Genomic DNA, 16,381 nt, shown 5'->3' with positions numbered 1-16,381 from the left:
CCTCACCCGTGTGACGGAACCGGCGCACGACCAGGACCACGATCCCGGCGCGGACCACGGCGCGGACCACGGCGCGGACCACGGCGCGGACCACGGCGCGGACCACGGCGCGGACGAGGGCGAGACGCAAGACGAGACGCACGACGAGGCGCACGGCGGCACCCTCGGCTCGCGGCTGAACTGGCTGCGGGCCGCCGTCCTGGGCGCCAACGACGGCATCGTCTCCACCGCCGGCCTCGTCGTCGGCGTGGCGGGCGCCACGGGCGACCGCGCGGCCCTGTTCACCGCGGGCATCGCGGGACTGCTCGCCGGGTCGATGTCCATGGCGGCGGGCGAGTACGTGTCGGTCTCCACCCAGCGGGACTCGGAACTGGCGGCGCTCGCCACCGAGAAGCGGGAGCTCAGGGAAGCGCCGGAGGCCGAACTGGAGGAGCTGACCGGACTCCTGGAACAGCGCGGTCTGTCCCGGCAGGTGGCCCGCGAGGCCGCCGTCCAGCTCACCGAACGGGACGCCCTGCGCGCCCACGCCTCCGTGGAACTCGGCATCGACCCCGACGACCTGACCAACCCGTGGCACGCGGCCTGGGCGAGCTTCCTCGCGTTCACCGCCGGAGCGCTGCTGCCCCTGCTGGCCATCGTGCTGCCGCCGGAGCGATGGCGGCTCGGCGTCACCGTCGTCTCGGTGCTGGCCGCGCTCGCCCTCACCGGCTGGAGCAGCGCACGGCTCGGCTCGGCGGACCGGCGGCGCGCGGTGCTGCGCAACACGGCCGGGGGAGCGCTCGCCATGGCGGTGACCTACGCCGCCGGGGCCCTGCTCGGAGCGGCGGGCGTGTGAGCGTACGGCCGTGCCTGGAGCCGTCGGCGAGTGAGACGTGACGACACCCTGCCCGGAGCCCTGGGCGGGTGGACGCACGGCCGGGTGCGGCGGCCTTTGGCGGAGGTCGCCAAGAAGCAAGCGCATACCGCCGGTAATACTTATCGGTAACGACCTCTGTACGCGGCCGACCAGCGCATCTACGGTTCACCCATGCCGAACCTGCCGGATGTCGTGGTGTTGTCGATACCCGCCTTCATCCTCCTCGCCGTGATCGAGATGATCAGCGTCCGGATCCATCCGGACGAGGACGCCGCGGGGTACGAGAAGAAGGACGCCGCGACGAGCCTCGGCATGGGACTGGGCAGTCTGTTCTTCGACTTCCTGTGGAAGTTCCCGATCGTCGCCGTCTACAGCGCGGTCTACGCGGTGACGCCGCTGCGGGTGCCCGTCCTGTGGTGGACGATCCCGCTGATGCTGCTCGCGCAGGACTTCTTCTACTACTGGTCCCACCGCGGCCACCACGTGATCCGTCTCCTGTGGGCCTGCCACGTCGTGCACCACTCCAGCCGGAAGTTCAACCTCACCACCGCCCTGCGCCAGCCCTGGACGGGCTTGACGTCGTGGCCCTTCTACCTCCCGATGATCGCCCTCGGGGTGCACCCGGCCGTGCTCGCCTTCTGCTCCTCGGTGAGCCTCGTCTACCAGTTCTGGATCCACACCGAGCGCATCGACAAGCTGCCCCGCTGGTTCGAGTTCGTCCTCAACACGCCCTCCCACCACCGCGTCCACCACGCCTCCCAGGGCGGCTACCTGGACCGCAACTTCGGCGGCATCCTCATCGTCTGGGACCGGCTCTTCGGATCGTTCGTCGCGGAGACCGAACGGCCCGTCTACGGACTCACCAAGAACATCTCCACCCACAACCCGCTGCGCGTGGCCACCCACGAGTACACCGCCATCGCCAGGGACGTGCGGGCCGCGGCGAGCTGGCGCGAGCGCGCCGGCCGGCTCCTCGCCGGGCCCGGCTGGCAGCCCACGCCCCCGACCGTCGGGCAGAACCCTGACGCACAAGGCCCGGTCGCGCAGGGCACGGTCGCGCAGGCCCAGGTCTCGCAGGGCACGGTCGCGCAGGCCCCCGTCACGGAGCCCGTGGTCACGGAGTCCGTCGCGTGAGCCCGCGTCCCGCGCGCGCCCTGCTCGTCTGCTTCGCGCTGGCGGCGGCCGCCGACCTCCTCGGGCTCCTCGCCGGAATCGACCCCGCGCACCGGATCGCCAAGATGCTCCTGATGCCGCTGCTCGCCGTGTACGCGGGCGTACGCGGCGCGCCCCGGCTGCTCGTCGCGGCCCTGCTCTTCGGCTGGTGCGGCGACCTGGCGCTCCTGTCCGACGCCGACCCCGCCTTCCTGGCCGGCATGGCCTCCTTCGCGGCGGGGCACGTGTGCTACCTCGTGCTGTTCCGCCGGACGGCACGGGTACGGGACGCACGGCTCGTCCTCGCGTACACCACGGTCCTCGTCGTCCTCGTCGTGCTGCTGTGGCCGGGTCTGCCGGCCGGTCTGCGCGTCCCCGTCGCCGGCTACAGCCTGCTGCTGACCGCGATGGCGTACGGGGCCACGCGCCTCGGGCCCGTCGCGGCGCTCGGCGGTGCCCTCTTCATGTTCTCGGACACGCTGATCGCCACCGGCGTCGCCGGCTGGCCGCAGCTGCCGGAGGCCGCCTTCTGGATCATGCTCACCTATATCGCGGCCCAGTTCCTGCTGGTCCGTGGGGTGCTCGACCCCCTCGCGGTGCGACGCGCGCCCGAGGCGGCGTACGGTGAGATGCGCTCAACCACCCCCTGAGCGCATCTCACCCACGCTCCGCACGAGAGGGATCCTCGCCATGCGCGCCACCACCATCCACGCCCCGTTCGACATGCGTGTGGAGGAGGTGCCCGAGCCCATGGTGCAGCTGCCCACCGACGCGATCGTGCGGGTGCTGCGTTCCTGCATCTGCGGCAGCGACCTGTGGGCGTACCGCGGTGAGGCGGCCCGGCAGCCCGGCCAGCGGATCGGGCACGAGTTCCTGGGCATCGTGGAGGAGACCGGTTCCGAGGTGTCCGGCGTCCGGCGCGGCGACCTGGTCGTGGCGCCCTTCATGTGGTCCGACGGCGTCTGCGACTACTGCCGTGACGGGCTCACCACGTCGTGCGTGCACGGCGGCTTCTGGGGTGCCGTCGGCTACGACGGCGGCCAGGGCGAGGCCGTACGCGTCCCCTTCGCCGACGGCACCCTCGTCCAGCTGCCCAAGGAGGCGGCCTCCGACGAGCACCTGCTGTCGGCGCTGCTGACCCTCTCCGACGTCCTCGGCACCGGCCACCACGCGGCCCTCGGCGCCGGGGTCCGCAAGGGCTCGACCGTCGCCGTCGTGGGCGACGGGGCCGTCGGCCTGTGTGCCGTGCTCGCCGCCAAGCGGCTCGGCGCCGACCGGATCATCGCGCTCGGCCGCCACCAGGTCCGCACCGACATCGCGCGCCGCTTCGGCGCCACGGACGTCGTCGCCGAGCGCGGCGAGGCGGCCATCGAGGCCGTCCGCGAGCTGACCGGCGGCCAGGGCGCCCACTGCGTCGTCGAGGCGGTCGGCACCGAGCAGTCCATGAGCACGGCGGTGAACATCACCCGCGACGGCGGCGCCATCGGCTTCGTCGGCGTGCCGCACGGCAGCGGTACGGGCCTCGACCTGGGCGTCATGTTCGACCGGAACATCGCCCTGCGCGGCGGGGTCGCCCCGGTGCGCGCCTACATCCCCGAGCTGCTGCCCGACGTCCTGGACGGCACCATCGACCCCTCGCCCGTCTTCGACATGACCGTCGGCCTGGACGGCGTCCCCGAGGGCTACAAGGCGATGGACGAGCGCACGGCCCTGAAGGTCCTCGTCACCAACTGACACACACTCCGAACGGCGGCCCCGGGAATCCTCCCCGGGGCCGCCGTGCGTCGTGGTCCGCTACGCCCAGCGTGCGGGGTCCGTTCCCCAGGGGCCCGGTGGGCGGGACCAGTCGGCCGGGCCGCCCTCGAAGGAGACGGGGGGCAGGGCGTGGCCGAGGAGACCGAGCGGTCCGGCCCGCTCGGACAGCCAGGCGTCGGGGCGGTCGTACGGTTCCCTCGCCGAGGGGTCCGCTACGGAGCCGGGGGCCTGCTGCCGCTCGATCCCGTCCGTGAGCCACATCGCCGTGCGGGCCAGCGCCAGGCGTACGACGCCGCCGTGGCCCGACTCCGCCCGCTCGGTCAGCGCCCGCAGGACGGCCGCCGCGAGCAGATACCCGGTGCCGTGGTCCAGGGCCTGCGCCGGCAGCGCGCCCGGCCGCTCGGGCGAGCCCTCCGTCGCGGCGATCCCGGTGGCCACCTGCACCAGGCTGTCGAAGCCCCGCCGTCCGCCCCAGGGCCCGTACGTCCCCCACGCCGACACCTGCGCCACCACGAGACCCGGATAGCGCTCGGCCAGCGCCTCGGGGGAGAGCCCGAAGCGGTCCAGGGAGCCGGGCCGGTAGCCGGTGACGACCACGTCCGCCGACGCCAGCAGTTCATCGAAGGCGTGCCGGTCGGCCGCCAGGTCGAGGACCGTCGAGCGCTTGCCGAACCCCGTGTCCGCGTGCGCGTCCGGGTCCTCGGGCAGCCGCGGCCCGTCCACGCGCAGCACGTCGGCGCCCAGCAGGGCGAGGGTGCGGGTGGCGACCGGGCCCGCGATGACCCGGGTCAGATCCAGGACACGCACCCCGGCGGCGGGCAGCAGCGGGCCACCGTCCGGCAGCGGGGGAAGGACGCGAGGGCGTGTGCCGGCCGGCCCGGTCGCCGCGGCCCGCTCGATCAGCGGCCGCCGCGCCAGGGCGAGCCGCTGCTCGTGCTTCGCCCACTCCTCGGGCGCGCGCAGCGCGATCGCGAGCCCGCCGGCACCGTACACGCGCTCCTCGGTCTCCCGCGCGGACCGCCCCGCGAGCAGGGCGGCCACGTCCTCGGCGCTCGCGTCGGCCGCGGCCCCCAGCGCCTGAAGCAGCCGGGCCCGGTGATGCGGATAGTTCGCGTGCGTCCGCACCCAGCCGTCCGCGGTCCGCCAGAACCGCGACAGCGGAGCGAAACCGGCCGGGGCGCGCCCGTCGATCCGCAGATGCCGTTCGCTGACGAAGGCCGTGGCGACGGCGCCGTCGTCCACGCTCACCCGCGGCACCCGCGCGAGCCCGGCCCGCCGGGCCCCCAGCTCGGCGGCGGCCAGCGCGCAGACGCCCACGCAGGCGCGCGCCAACTCCCGTACGGGCAGGGCGGCTTCCAGCGCGCCCGCCCGCGCCACGGTCGAGACCCCGGAGAGCAGCGCCGGGTCTCCGCCCAGCTCCTCCCACACAGCGGCGATCGGTGCATGTGTCATACCGGCACTATGCGGTGTGGACGCGATCAACACGGGAGGCGGCCCCGACGGCGCGTGGCCCCGGCCGCCGCACGGGGCGGCGGCCGGGGCCACGGGGGTTTCGGCGGGCGCTACTTGACCGCGCGCAGGGCGTTGACGATGCCGGCTCCGTAGAAGCCGTTCACGTGCTTGCCGCCCACGCAGGTCGCGTCGACGACGCCGTCGCCGTTGCCGTCGTACGGCGCTGTCGGGCAACCCGGGTTGTCCGCCTCGGCCTTGAGGAGGAGCTGGAGCTGAGCGGGCGTCGCCCAGGGGTATGTGGACTTCAGCAGGGCGGCCACACCGGCGACGTGCGGGGTCGCCATCGAGGTGCCCTGGAGGAAGCCGTACGTGTTGTTCGGCAGCGTGGAGAGGATGCGGCCGTTCTGCGAGGGCGTGTCCGGGATCTGGTAGCGGTCGCCGCCAGGCGCGGCGACGTCGATGACCCCGTCCCCGTAGCTGGAGAAGTAGGACTTGGCGCCCTTGACGCCGGTCGAGGCGACCGTGACGACACCGGGCAACTGGGTCGGGATGTCATAGCACTTGTGCGGGTCGACCGTCCGCGTGGTGGCGGTCGAGTCGTCGGGGCTGGACGCGTCCGTCAGGGCGTTCGCGTCGAGGTCGTCGTTGGAGTTGCCCGCCGCGGCGACGTTCAGCGTGCCCTTGCGCTGGGCGTACAGCTGGGCGCGGTTGACGGCGTCGACGATGGCCTTCTGGTCGGGGTCGTCGACGCAGTTGTACAGCCAAGGGTCCACGTAGTAGCTGTTGTTGGTGATCTCGACGCCGTGGTCGGCGGCGAACACGAAGGCGCACACGACGCTCTCCGGGTAGAACAACTGCGTGGAGTCCGGCTCGGCCACCGTGATGCCCGAGACCCTCACGCCCGGCGCGACGCCCGCGACGCCGATGCCGTTGCGGGCCGCGGCGATCTCGCCCGCGACATGCGTGCCGTGGTAGTGGTCGGCGTCCACCGGACGCCAGGAGCCGTACGTGGTGTCGGGCTTGCCGCCCACGCAGTTCGCGGACTGCGAGGGGGAGAAGTTCGGCGCGATGTCGGGGTGCGTGTCGTCGACGCCGACGTCGATGACCGCGACGGTCACCTTCTTGCTGCCGGGGTCGATCGCGGCCGCCTTGTCGGCGCCTATCGCGCGCAGGTCCCACTGGTCGGCCTCAAGGGGTTCCTGGCCCGCCGTGGCCGTCTTCGCGACCTTGGCGGCCTCGGCCGCGGACAGCACCTGCACCGCGCCCTCGTCCGTCGTGCCCGCGGCCTTCAGCGGCGAGGTGCGGGTGGCACCGGCCGACTGCACGCCCCGTACCGTCCGGATCCGCCGGCCGAAGTCGGGGTTCGCGGAGTGGACGACGATCACGCCGATCTGCTCGTACGCGATGACGACACTGCCGCCGGCCGCCGCGATCGCCTTCTCCACCGAGGCGATCGTGCGGTGGTCCGTCCTCGTGTTGACCACATAGGAGAGGTTCGGTCCGTCCGCGGCCGTCACGGCGGGAGCGGTGAGCGGTGTGGCCGAGGCGGCGCCCGGCAGGAAGCCGAGCGAGGTGGTGAGCGACAGAACGACGGGTACGGCGAGCGCGAGACGCTGTCTGGACCGCAGATGAGCCATGGGATCTCCACATCATCCGGAAAACGGAGCTGCCCGAACACGGATGGTGCTCGGGCAGGTACATGACGGAATGGCGCAGGCAGAAGCTATCCCGCCGCCGACCGGGCCAGCAATGACTTGCGCCGACCACTTCCGGTGAAAGAAGCGGGGCGGGTTGAACCGGTCCACGCGTGGCGCCGTGACCTTGGGCAGGGAGCCCGTGGACGATCGAGCCCCCAGTTCGGATCACGGAGCGGACGCGTTCGGCAGCAGTCCGTCACGTGACGCGAGTCGATACGAGGTCGAAGTCCCCTGTCCGCACCCGAACCGTCCCCGTCCACGGACCCCGGCCCGCCCCCGTCCACCGTCGTAACCGCACGAGAAACGCGAGGAGACACCGTGGCCACCGACGCACCACCCCCCGCGCACACCGGAACGCAGCTCCCCTCCACCGAGAAGTTCGTCGAGATGCAGGAGAGCGCCGAATTCGGTGAACTCCGCAGCTCCCACCGCTCCTTCGCCTTCCCGCTGACCATCGGATTCATCCTCTGGTACCTGCTGTTCGTGCTGCTCTCGAACTACGCGGGCGGCTTCATGGGCACCAAGCTGTTCGGCAACGTCAACGTCGCCCTGGTGCTCGGCCTCGCCCAGTTCCTCACCACCTTCCTCATCGCCTGGTGGTACGCGCGGCACGCGGCCGCTCAACTCGACCCCAAGGCCGACGCCATCAAGTCCCGGATGGAGGGAGACGCATGAGCCCCGCATGGACCACCGCGCACACGACCGTGCTGGCCGCGGGCGAGGCGAGCCGGCACCGCCCGCTGATCATCACCCTGTTCGCGATCTTCGTCGCCGCGACCCTCGTCATCACCGTCTGGGCCGGCCGCCAGACCAAGGACGCCGCCGACTTCTACGCGGGCGGACGCCAGTTCACCGGATTCCAGAACGGACTCGCCGTCTCCGGCGACTACATGTCCGCCGCGTCCTTCCTCGGCATCGCCGGCGCGATCGCCCTCTTCGGCTACGACGGCTTCCTCTACTCCATCGGTTTCCTGGTCGCCTGGCTCGTCGCCCTGCTCCTGGTCGCCGAACCGCTGCGCAACTCCGGCCGCTACACGATGGGCGACGTCCTCGCCTACCGCATGCGCCAGCGCCCGGTCCGCACCGCCGCGGGCACCTCCACCATCGTCGTGTCGATCTTCTATCTGCTGGCCCAGATGGCGGGCGCGGGCGTCCTGGTCTCCCTGCTCCTCGGCATCACCAGCGACGGCGGCAAGATCGGCATCGTCGCGCTCGTCGGCCTCCTGATGATCGTGTACGTCACCATCGGCGGCATGAAGGGCACCACCTGGGTGCAGATGGTCAAGGCGGTCCTGCTCATCGCCGGCGCGGTGCTGCTCACGTTCCTGGTCCTGCTGAAGTTCCACTTCAACATCTCCGACCTGCTCGGCAGGGCGGCCGAGAACAGCGGCAAGGGCTCGCCCTTCCTGGAACCAGGGCTCAAGTACGGCGCCACCTCGACCACCAAGCTGGACTTCATCTCGCTCGGCATGGCACTGGTCCTCGGCACCGCGGGCCTGCCGCACATCCTGATCCGTTTCTACACCGTGCCCACCGCCAGGACCGCGCGGAAGTCGGTCATCTGGGCGATCGGCCTCATCGGCGCCTTCTACCTGATGACCCTCGCCCTCGGCTTCGGCGCCGCCGCGCTGATCAAACCGGACGAGATCATCGCCTCCAACAAGGCGGGCAACACGGCGGCACCGCTGCTCGCCCTGCACCTCGGCGGGGTCGACTCCAGTTGGGGCGCGATCCTGCTCGCCACCATCTCGGCCGTCGCCTTCGCCACCATCCTCGCGGTCGTCGCGGGACTGACGCTCGCCTCGTCGTCCTCCTTCGCGCACGACATCTACGCGAACGTCATCAAGAAGGGCCGGGCCTCGGAGAAGGACGAGATGAGGGCCGCCCGGTACGCGACGGTCGGCATCGGCGCCGTGTCCATCCTGCTGGGCGCCCTCGCCCGCGACCTCAACGTCGCCGGTCTGGTCGCCCTCGCCTTCGCCGTCGCGGCCTCCGCCAACCTGCCGACGATCCTCTACAGCCTGTTCTGGAAGAGGTTCACCACCCCCGGCGCCCTCTGGTCGATCTACGGAGGCCTGGTCACGGCGGTCGGCCTCGTCCTGTTCTCCCCGGTCGTCTCCGGCAAGCCCAGCTCGATGTTCCCGGACGTCGACTTCCACTGGTTCCCGCTGGAGAACCCGGGCCTCATCTCCATCCCGGTCGGCTTCCTGCTCGGCTGGCTCGGCACCGTGCTCTCCAAGGAGGAACCGGACGCCGGAAAGTACGCCGAACTGGAGGTCCGCTCCCTCACCGGCACCGGAGCGCACTAGGACAGGCCAGGGGCCCGAGGGTCTCGGGTACCGGCATCGCGCGGGCCCGTCGCAGGACGCCGGTGGATCACCACTGGTAGATCCCTACGACGGGCCCGCGCCGCGTCTCGTGGGATCGGGCCGCTGTTCTTGTCCGTCCCGTCACGTAGGCTCGCAGATGTCCGGACAACGAGATCGGCGACGAGGGAGGGGGCGCACGTGCTCATCGACACCTACGGCCGGGTGGCCACCGACCTGCGCGTCTCACTGACGGACCGGTGCAACCTCCGGTGCACCTACTGCATGCCCGAAGAAGGCCTGCAATGGCTCGCCAAGCCCGATCTGCTCACCGACGACGAGATCGTCCGTCTCATCGAGATCGCGGTCACCCGCCTCGGCATCGAAGAAATCCGCTTCACCGGCGGCGAGCCCCTGCTGCGCCCCGGCCTGCCCGGCATCGTCGAGCGGGTCGCGGCCCTCACGCCCCGCCCCCGGATGTCCCTCACGACCAACGGCATCGGCCTCAAGCGCACCGCGGCCGCCCTGAAGACCGCCGGCCTCGACCGGGTGAACGTCTCCCTGGACACCCTGCGCCCCGACGTCTTCAAGACCCTCACCCGCCGCGACCGCCACCGGGACGTCATCGAGGGCCTCCGGGCCGCCCACGAAGCCGGCCTGACCCCCGTGAAGATCAACTCGGTCCTGATGCCCGGCCTGAACGCCGACGAAGCCCCCGACCTGCTCGCCTGGTCCATGGAGCACGACTACGAACTCCGCTTCATCGAGCAGATGCCCCTGGACGCCCAGCACGGCTGGAAGCGCGACGGCATGGTCACCGCCGCCGACATCCTCGCCTCGCTGCGCACCCGCTTCCGGCTCACCGGGGAGGGCACCGACGAGCGGGGTTCCGCACCCGCCGAGCGCTGGATCGTGGAAGACGGCCCGCACCGCGTCGGGGTGATCGCCTCCGTCACCCGCCCGTTCTGCGCGGCCTGCGACCGCACCCGGCTCACCGCCGACGGCCAGGTGCGCACCTGTCTGTTCGCCACCGAGGAGACCGATCTGCGGGGCGCGCTGCGCTCGGGCGCGCCCGACGAGCAGATAGCCGGCACCTGGCGCACCGCGATGTGGGGCAAGAAGGCGGGAGCGGGCCTGGACGACCCCTCGTTCGTGCAGCCCGACCGCCCGATGTCGGCGATCGGCGGCTGACAGCCCCGCCCGTCTCCCGCCGGCCGTCATGGGTCACTCCCCGTAGGCCGCCGGCCCCGGCTACTCCCCGTCGCGCTCCGCGGGCAGGGAGGCCTCCCACGCGTCGAGGGTCACGACGTCCTTGAGGAACCCGCGCACCCCGAGGAACTGCGACAGATGCTCGCGGTGCTCCTCGCACGCGAGCCAGGTCTTGCGGCGCTCGGGCGTGTGCAGTTTCGGGTTGTTCCACGCGAGCACCCACACGGCGGCCGCACGACAGGCCTTGGCCGAGCAGACGGGGGAGACGGGACCGGAACCGGGGGCGTTCGACATCACCCTGCCGACCCTAGCCGAGGTCTCACGACACCTGCTCCGCGCGATGGGCGGCACCGTTCGCGGGCGGGCTCCAAGTGCGCACAAAGGCGACGCCGAGCAGCCACGGGGGGAGCTGCCCGGCGTCGGTCCGTCGCTCCGACGGGGGATGCGGAGCGCGTACGAAGTATGTCACGGGTAACCCGCCGCCCGGCACCGGAACAACATGATTGATCTGAGCTTTTCTTGAGCTTGTCCGCGCGGTGGCATTCCGTTTTCGGCGAGTCCGACGGCGTCCGTCCGGAGCTGAACCGGCCTTGTTCCGGGGCGAGTTCGCGTACGGATCGACTCCGCTCCGGTCTCAGACCGACTCGTGCGGTTCGGCGCCCGGACGCGTCCCGGGACCGCTCGGGGCGTCCTCGGGGAACGGCTCCCGCGAGCCGTCCTGCCCGGGTCCCGTGATCATCGGGCGCAGCGGAGCCGTGACGAACGTCGAGGGCAGCGAGGGCGCGTTCTCCCGCCCGGCGTTGGCGATGACCACCGCGACGTACGGGAGGAGGATCCCGAGGACCAGAGCGACCAGAGCGACGGGCCGCTCGACGTTCCACAGGGTCGCCGCCAGGATCACCGACACCGTGCGGACGGACATCGAGATGACATAGCGGCGCTGCCGGCCGCGCACGTCGTCGTCCAGGCTCTGTCTGGCTCCGGTGATCCGGAAGACCTGGACGTTGCTCTGCTTCCTGATCACACTCCACCACCCGCCTGTTCGGACACTCCCGGCCCGTACCCGGCACGAACCCGTCGAGGAAGCGGGCCCGGACGGCTTCCACGTTACGCCGCGTCTGCGTCGGCTTCGAGACCGGGGGCACGCCCCGTCCGGGGAGACCGGCTGCGCCGTAGCGCGTACGGCCCGCCCGACATGCGCCGTATGAACGACAGCCGGACACTGGCCGTACGGCTCACCCGGAGCGGTACGAGGAGGCGGACATGGGCTGGATTTGGGCGATCATCGTCGGATTCGTACTGGGCCTGATCGCCAAGTTGATCATCCCGGGGAAGCAGCACAGCCCGCTCTGGCTGACCACCATCTTCGGCATGCTCGGCGCCATCGTGGGCAACGCCCTCGCGCGCGCCTTCGGCGTCGCGGCGACGTCCGGCATCGACTGGACCCGTCACCTGTTCCAGTTGATCGCCGCGATCGTCATCGTGGCGCTGGGCGACATGGCGTACATGGCCCTGTGGGGGAACAAGAAGGCGCAGCAGCAGGTGTGACCCCGCCCCGGACGAACGAAGGGCGCGGGCCGCTTCCCGATCCGGGAAGCGGCCCGCGCCCTCGCTGTCGTCGGAACGCTCAGCCGCCCGTGACCTCGACCGCGGCCAGGCTCTTCTTGCCCCGGCGCAGCACCAGCCAGCGCCCGTGCAGCAGATCCCCGGCGGCCGGCACCGCGTCCTCGGCGGCGACCTTCACGTTGTTCACGTACGCGCCGCCCTCCTTGACCGTGCGGCGCGCGGCGGACTTGCTGGCCACCAGACCGACCTCGGCGAACAGGTCCACCACCTGGCCCGCCTCGGCGACCTGGATGTGCGGCACCTCGGACAGGGCCGCGGTGAGCGTCCGCTCATCCAGGTCGGTCAGCTCGCCCTGCCCGAAGAGGGCCTTGGACGCGGCGATCACGGCGGCCGTCTGGCCGGCGCCGTGCACCAGCGTCGTCAGCTCCTCGGCCAGCGCGCGCTGGGCGGCACGCGCCTGCGGACGCTCCTCGGTCTGCCGCTCCAGCTCCGCCAGCTCCTCGGGGGACCGGAAGGACAGGATGCGCAGGTACGTGGAGACGTCCCGGTCGTCCACGTTCAGCCAGAACTGGTAGAACGCGTACGGCGTCGTCATCTCCGGGTCGAGCCAGACGGCGCCGCCCTCGGTCTTGCCGAACTTGGTGCCGTCCGCCTTGACCATCAGCGGCGTCGCCAGCGCGTGTACCTGCGCCCCGGGCTCCAGGCGGTGGATCAGGTCCAGGCCCGCGGTGAGGTTGCCCCACTGGTCGCTGCCGCCCTGCTGGAGGGTGCAGCCGTGACGTCGGTACAGCTCCAGGAAGTCCATGCCCTGGAGCAACTGGTAGCTGAACTCCGTGTAGCTGATGCCCTCCTCGGACTCCAGGCGCCGGGCGACGGAGTCCTTGGTGAGCATCTTGTTGACGCGGAAGTGCTTGCCGATGTCCCGCAGGAACTCGATCGCCGACAGCCCGGCCGTCCAGTCCAGGTTGTTCACCATGACCGCGGCGTTCTCGCCCTCGAAGGACAGGAACGGCTCGATCTGCGAACGCAGCCGCGTCACCCAGTTCGCGACCGTCTCCGGGTCGTTCAAGGTGCGCTCGGCCGTCGGGCGCGGGTCACCGATCTGGCCCGTCGCCCCGCCCACCAGCGCGAGCGGCCGCAGCCCGGCCTGCTGGAGCCGGCGCATCGTGAGCACCTGCACCAGGTGGCCGACGTGCAGGCTCGGCGCGGTCGGGTCGAAGCCGCAATAGAACGTGACGGGACCGTCCGCGAGCGCCTTGCGCAATGCATCTTCGTCGGTGGACAGGGAGAACAGGCCCCGCCACTTCAGCTCGTCGACGATGTCCGTCACGGTTCTCGTATCTCCTCGGGTGGTCTCGTGAATCAGGTACGAGGTTATACGCCCTGGCTGACAGAACTCATATTGAAATCCGGTACCCGCAGCGCGGGCATCGCGGCCCGGGTGAACCAGTCGCTCCACTCCCGGGGCAGCGTCTTCTCCGTCCGCCCCGCCTCCGTGGCCCGCCCCAGCAGGCCCACCGGCGACTCGTTGAACCGGAAGTTGTTCACCTCGCCCACGACCTCGCCGCCCTCGACGAGGTAGACGCCGTCCCGGGTGAGCCCGGTCAGCAGCAGGGTCGCCGGGTCGACCTCGCGGATGTACCAGAGGCAGGTCAGCAGCAGACCGCGCTCGGTGGCGGCGACCATGTCCTCCAGGGAGCGGTCCTCACCGCCGTCGAGGACGAGGTTCCCGATCGAGGGCGTCACCGGCAGCCCGGTCAGGCCGGCACTGTGCCGGGTGGTCGACAGATGCCGCAGCTCGCCCTCCCGGATCCAGTCGGTGGCCGTCAGCGGCAGCCCGTTGTCGAACACGGAGGCGTCGTCGCCCGAGGAGTGGGCCAGCACGAAGGGGGCGCACTCCAGACCCGGCTCGTTCGGGTCGCTGCGCAGCGTCAGCGGCAGGTCGCTGAGCCGCTCGCCGATCCGGGTGCCGCCCCCGGGCTTGCTGAAGACCGTCCGGCCCTCGGCCGCGTCCCGGGCAGCGGCCGACCACATCTGGTAGATCAGCAGGTCCGCGACCGCGGTCGGCGGCAGCAGCGTCTCGTAGCGACCGGCGGGCAGCTCGACGCGCCGCTCGGCCCAGCCGAGCCGTACCGCCAGCTCCGCGTCCATGGCGGCCGGGTCGACGTCCTTGAAGTCCCGCGTCGAGCGTCCCGCCCAGGCCGACCGCGTACGGTCCGGGGACTTGGCGTTGACCTCCAGCGTGCCGTTCGGCTGGTCGTGCCGCAGCCGCAGCCCGGTCGACGTACCGACGTAGCTGGAGACGAGTTCGTGGTTGGCGAAGCCGTACAGCTCACGTCCGCCCGCCCGCGCGCGGGCGAACGATTCACCCAGAGCGGGCGCGAAGTCGGCGAAGACGGCGGAGGAGGTCTCGGTGGGCGCGTCGGTGAAGTCGGGGGACTCCGGTACGCCCGTCACCAGCGGCCGGCCGTCCTCGGCGGGACCCGCGCCCCGTGCCGCCGCCTCGGCCGCCCGCACCAGCGGTTCCAGCTCGTCGGCGGTCACGGCCGAGCGCGAGACCACACCGGATGAGGTGCCCTCGCGGCCGTCGACGGTGGCGATCACGGTGAGCGTGCGCCCACGCGTGACCCCGTTCGTGGTGAGAGCGTTGCCCGCCCAGCGCAGGTTCGCGGTGGACCGCTCGTCGGCGATCACCACGCAGCCGTCGGCCCGGGACAGTGCGAGGGCGCGCTCGACGACCTCGTGCGGCTTGCTCGTACGCGCGCTCATCGACCGGCCTCCGACGTGGTGTTGAGGATGTTGACACCCTTGAAGAGGGCGGAAGGGCAGCCGTGCGACACCGCGGCGACCTGGCCCGGCTGGGCCTTGCCGCAGTTGAAGGCACCGCCGAGGACGTACGTCTGCGGACCGCCGACGGCGGCCATCGAACCCCAGAAGTCGGTGGTCGTCGCCTGGTAGGCGACATCCCGCAGCTGGCCCGTGAGCCGGCCGTTCTCGATCCTGAAGAAGCGCTGGCCGGTGAACTGGAAGTTGTAGCGCTGCATGTCGATGGACCAGGACCGGTCGCCGACGACGTAGATACCGCGGTCGACGCCCCCGATCAGGTCCTCGGTGGACAGCCCGCCGGGATCCGGCCGGAGCGAGACGTTGGCCATCCGCTGCACCGGCACGTGCCCGGGGGAGTCGGCGTACGCGCAGCCGTTGGAGCGCTCGAAGCCGGTCAGGCTCGCGATCCGCCGGTCCAGCTGATAGCCGACGAGCGTGCCCTCCTTCACCAGGTCCCAGGACTGGCCCTCGACGCCCTCGTCGTCGTACCCGACGGTCGCCAGGCCGTGCTCGGCCGTACGGTCACCCGTCACGTTCATCAGATCGGAGCCGTACCTGAGCTTGCCGAGCTGGTCGAAGGTGGCGAAGGAGGTCCCGGCGTACGCGGCCTCGTAACCGAGCGCGCGGTCCAGCTCGGTGGCGTGCCCGATGGACTCGTGGATGGTCAGCCACAGGTTGGACGGGTCGACGACGAGGTCGTACACCCCCGCCTCCACGCTCGGTGCCCGCATCTTCTCCGCGAGCAGCCCGGGGATCCGCTCCAGCTCCGCGTCCCAGTCCCAGCCGGTGCCCAGCAGGTACTCCCAGCCGCGCCCGGCCGGCGGCGCGATCGTCCGCATCGAGTCGAACTCACCGCTGGAGTCGTCGACGGCCACCGCGGTCAGCTGCGGGTGCAGCCGCACCCGCTGCTGCGTCGTCACGGTCCCGGCGGTGTCCGCGTAGAACTTGTTCTCGTGCACGGTCAGCAGGGACGCGTCGACGTGGTTGACGCCGTCGGCCGCCAGCAGCCGCGCGCTCCAGTCGGCCAGCAGCCCCGCCTTCTCCTCGTCCGGCACCGAGAACGGATCGATCTCGTACGACGAGACCCACGTCTTCTCGGCGTGCACCGGCTCCCGGGCCAGCTCCACCCGCTCGTCCGATCCCGCCGCCTTGATGACCTGCGCCGACAGCTTGGCCATCGCCACGGCCTGCGAGGCCACCTTCGCGGCCGCGTCCATCGTCAGGTCGACCCCCGACGCGAACCCCCAGGTCCCGCCGTGCACGACCCGTACCGCGTACCCCAGGTCCGTGGTGTCCGACGATCCGGCCGGCTTGGCGTCGCGCAGCCGCCAGGACGCGCTGCGCACCCGCTCGAACCGGAAGTCCGCGTGGTCGGCGCCCAGCGCCCGCGCCCGCGCGAGCGCGGCGTCGGCGAGTGCGCGCAGCGGTAGCGCCGTGAAGGCTTCGTCGATGGAATGAGGCACCGAGGTTCTCCCTGCTGTCGTGGCCCGTCGGGTCCGATCATGTCGCGCGGGCGGGCCCCGCGGCCACGCCTTTGCCGTCACCGGGCGCGCCTTTCGGCC

The 16,381-nt window shown here is 71.7% G+C and carries 15 protein-coding genes; 8 read left to right on the top strand and 7 right to left on the bottom strand.

Features of this window, described 5'->3' with window-relative positions:
* The first annotated feature begins 175 nt into the window (after nucleotides 1-175).
* The 4 genes from ACZ4AA_RS28920 to ACZ4AA_RS28905 all read left to right on the top strand — a co-directional run bounded on the left by ACZ4AA_RS28920 (nucleotide 176) and on the right by ACZ4AA_RS28905 (nucleotide 3,742).
* Entirely contained in the window at nucleotides 176-835 is a 660-nt protein-coding gene (locus tag ACZ4AA_RS28920; protein ID WP_467609474.1) for a VIT1/CCC1 transporter family protein, read from the top strand.
* Nucleotides 836-1,027: 192 nt separating this feature from the next.
* Nucleotides 1,028-1,990, top strand: a complete 963-nt coding sequence (locus tag ACZ4AA_RS28915; protein WP_467609250.1) for a sterol desaturase family protein — start codon at nucleotides 1,028-1,030, stop codon at nucleotides 1,988-1,990.
* Nucleotides 1,987-2,658, top strand: a complete 672-nt coding sequence (locus ACZ4AA_RS28910) for a lysoplasmalogenase (RefSeq protein ID WP_467609248.1) — start codon at nucleotides 1,987-1,989, stop codon at nucleotides 2,656-2,658. Before ACZ4AA_RS28915 ends, ACZ4AA_RS28910 begins: the two co-directional genes overlap by 4 nt.
* 40 nt (nucleotides 2,659-2,698) lie before the next feature.
* Nucleotides 2,699-3,742, top strand: a complete 1,044-nt coding sequence (locus ACZ4AA_RS28905; RefSeq protein WP_467609246.1) for a zinc-dependent alcohol dehydrogenase family protein — start codon at nucleotides 2,699-2,701, stop codon at nucleotides 3,740-3,742.
* A 60-nt stretch (nucleotides 3,743-3,802) separates the two neighbouring features.
* On the opposite strand, the gene ACZ4AA_RS28900 is transcribed toward ACZ4AA_RS28905, so the two are convergent.
* Together ACZ4AA_RS28900 and ACZ4AA_RS28895 are read right to left on the bottom strand one after the other, a co-directional pair.
* Nucleotides 3,803-5,215, bottom strand: a complete 1,413-nt coding sequence (locus ACZ4AA_RS28900) for a CoA transferase (protein ID WP_467609244.1) — start codon at nucleotides 5,213-5,215, stop codon at nucleotides 3,803-3,805.
* Nucleotides 5,216-5,325: 110 nt separating this feature from the next.
* On the bottom strand, nucleotides 5,326-6,852 hold the full coding sequence (locus ACZ4AA_RS28895) for a S8 family serine peptidase (protein ID WP_467609242.1): 1,527 nt from the start codon (nucleotides 6,850-6,852) through the stop codon (nucleotides 5,326-5,328).
* Between the two features lie 378 nt (nucleotides 6,853-7,230).
* Here ACZ4AA_RS28895 and ACZ4AA_RS28890 point away from each other — a divergent pair, with 378 nt between their 5' ends.
* The 3 genes from ACZ4AA_RS28890 (at nucleotide 7,231) to moaA (ending at nucleotide 10,409) form a co-directional block, all read left to right on the top strand.
* A complete protein-coding gene (locus ACZ4AA_RS28890) occupies nucleotides 7,231-7,587 on the top strand; it encodes a DUF485 domain-containing protein (protein ID WP_467609240.1) in 357 nt (118 codons plus the stop codon).
* Nucleotides 7,584-9,221 carry a solute symporter family protein gene (locus tag ACZ4AA_RS28885; RefSeq protein ID WP_467609238.1) on the top strand — a complete coding sequence of 546 codons (1,638 nt, stop codon included), beginning with the start codon at nucleotides 7,584-7,586 and terminating at the stop codon, nucleotides 9,219-9,221. Before ACZ4AA_RS28890 ends, ACZ4AA_RS28885 begins: the two co-directional genes overlap by 4 nt.
* A 198-nt stretch (nucleotides 9,222-9,419) precedes the next feature.
* Nucleotides 9,420-10,409, top strand: a complete 990-nt coding sequence (gene moaA / locus ACZ4AA_RS28880) for a GTP 3',8-cyclase MoaA (protein WP_467609236.1) — start codon at nucleotides 9,420-9,422, stop codon at nucleotides 10,407-10,409.
* 60 nt (nucleotides 10,410-10,469) lie between these two features.
* Here the strand turns inward: moaA and ACZ4AA_RS28875 are convergent, their stop codons facing one another.
* A complete protein-coding gene (locus ACZ4AA_RS28875) occupies nucleotides 10,470-10,721 on the bottom strand; it encodes a hypothetical protein (RefSeq protein WP_467609233.1) in 252 nt (83 codons plus the stop codon).
* 340 nt (nucleotides 10,722-11,061) lie between these two features.
* Nucleotides 11,062-11,448 carry a DUF3099 domain-containing protein gene (locus ACZ4AA_RS28870; RefSeq protein ID WP_467609472.1) on the bottom strand — a complete coding sequence of 129 codons (387 nt, stop codon included), beginning with the start codon at nucleotides 11,446-11,448 and terminating at the stop codon, nucleotides 11,062-11,064.
* Between the two features lie 242 nt (nucleotides 11,449-11,690).
* Here ACZ4AA_RS28870 and ACZ4AA_RS28865 point away from each other — a divergent pair, with 242 nt between their 5' ends.
* A complete protein-coding gene (locus tag ACZ4AA_RS28865; protein ID WP_467609230.1) occupies nucleotides 11,691-11,975 on the top strand; it encodes a GlsB/YeaQ/YmgE family stress response membrane protein in 285 nt (94 codons plus the stop codon).
* Between the two features lie 79 nt (nucleotides 11,976-12,054).
* Here the strand turns inward: ACZ4AA_RS28865 and tyrS are convergent, their stop codons facing one another.
* From tyrS to ACZ4AA_RS28850, 3 genes are read right to left on the bottom strand one after another with little or no spacing between them, the layout of a single operon-like run.
* Nucleotides 12,055-13,323: a tyrosine--tRNA ligase gene (tyrS, locus tag ACZ4AA_RS28860; protein WP_467609228.1), complete on the bottom strand. Its 1,269-nt coding sequence runs from the start codon at nucleotides 13,321-13,323 to the stop codon at nucleotides 12,055-12,057.
* A 44-nt stretch (nucleotides 13,324-13,367) separates the two neighbouring features.
* Complete coding sequence (locus ACZ4AA_RS28855; protein ID WP_467609225.1) at nucleotides 13,368-14,762, bottom strand: metallopeptidase TldD-related protein; 1,395 nt, start codon at nucleotides 14,760-14,762, stop codon at nucleotides 13,368-13,370.
* Complete coding sequence (locus ACZ4AA_RS28850; protein ID WP_467609223.1) at nucleotides 14,759-16,282, bottom strand: TldD/PmbA family protein; 1,524 nt, start codon at nucleotides 16,280-16,282, stop codon at nucleotides 14,759-14,761. Before ACZ4AA_RS28850 ends, ACZ4AA_RS28855 begins: the two co-directional genes overlap by 4 nt.
* Nucleotides 16,283-16,381: the final 99 nt, after the last annotated feature.

Source organism: Streptomyces sp. NPDC024698, assembly GCF_055559015.1.
This window is presented reverse-complemented; position numbering and strand designations above follow the sequence as displayed.

Excerpts from the sequence above, each read along its gene's own strand:
- ACZ4AA_RS28915 (WP_467609250.1), top strand. The coding sequence starts at position 1,028 with ATGCCGAACCTGCCGGATGTCGTGGTGTTGTCGATACCCGCCTTCATC.
- ACZ4AA_RS28905 (WP_467609246.1), top strand. The coding sequence starts at position 2,699 with ATGCGCGCCACCACCATCCACGCCCCGTTCGACATGCGTGTGGAGGAG.
- ACZ4AA_RS28900 (WP_467609244.1), bottom strand. The coding sequence starts at position 5,215 with ATGACACATGCACCGATCGCCGCTGTGTGGGAGGAGCTGGGCGGAGAC.
- ACZ4AA_RS28895 (WP_467609242.1), bottom strand. The coding sequence starts at position 6,852 with ATGGCTCATCTGCGGTCCAGACAGCGTCTCGCGCTCGCCGTACCCGTC.
- ACZ4AA_RS28885 (WP_467609238.1), top strand. The coding sequence starts at position 7,584 with ATGAGCCCCGCATGGACCACCGCGCACACGACCGTGCTGGCCGCGGGC.
- ACZ4AA_RS28875 (WP_467609233.1), bottom strand. The coding sequence starts at position 10,721 with ATGTCGAACGCCCCCGGTTCCGGTCCCGTCTCCCCCGTCTGCTCGGCC.
- ACZ4AA_RS28865 (WP_467609230.1), top strand. The coding sequence starts at position 11,691 with ATGGGCTGGATTTGGGCGATCATCGTCGGATTCGTACTGGGCCTGATC.
- ACZ4AA_RS28855 (WP_467609225.1), bottom strand. The coding sequence starts at position 14,762 with ATGAGCGCGCGTACGAGCAAGCCGCACGAGGTCGTCGAGCGCGCCCTC.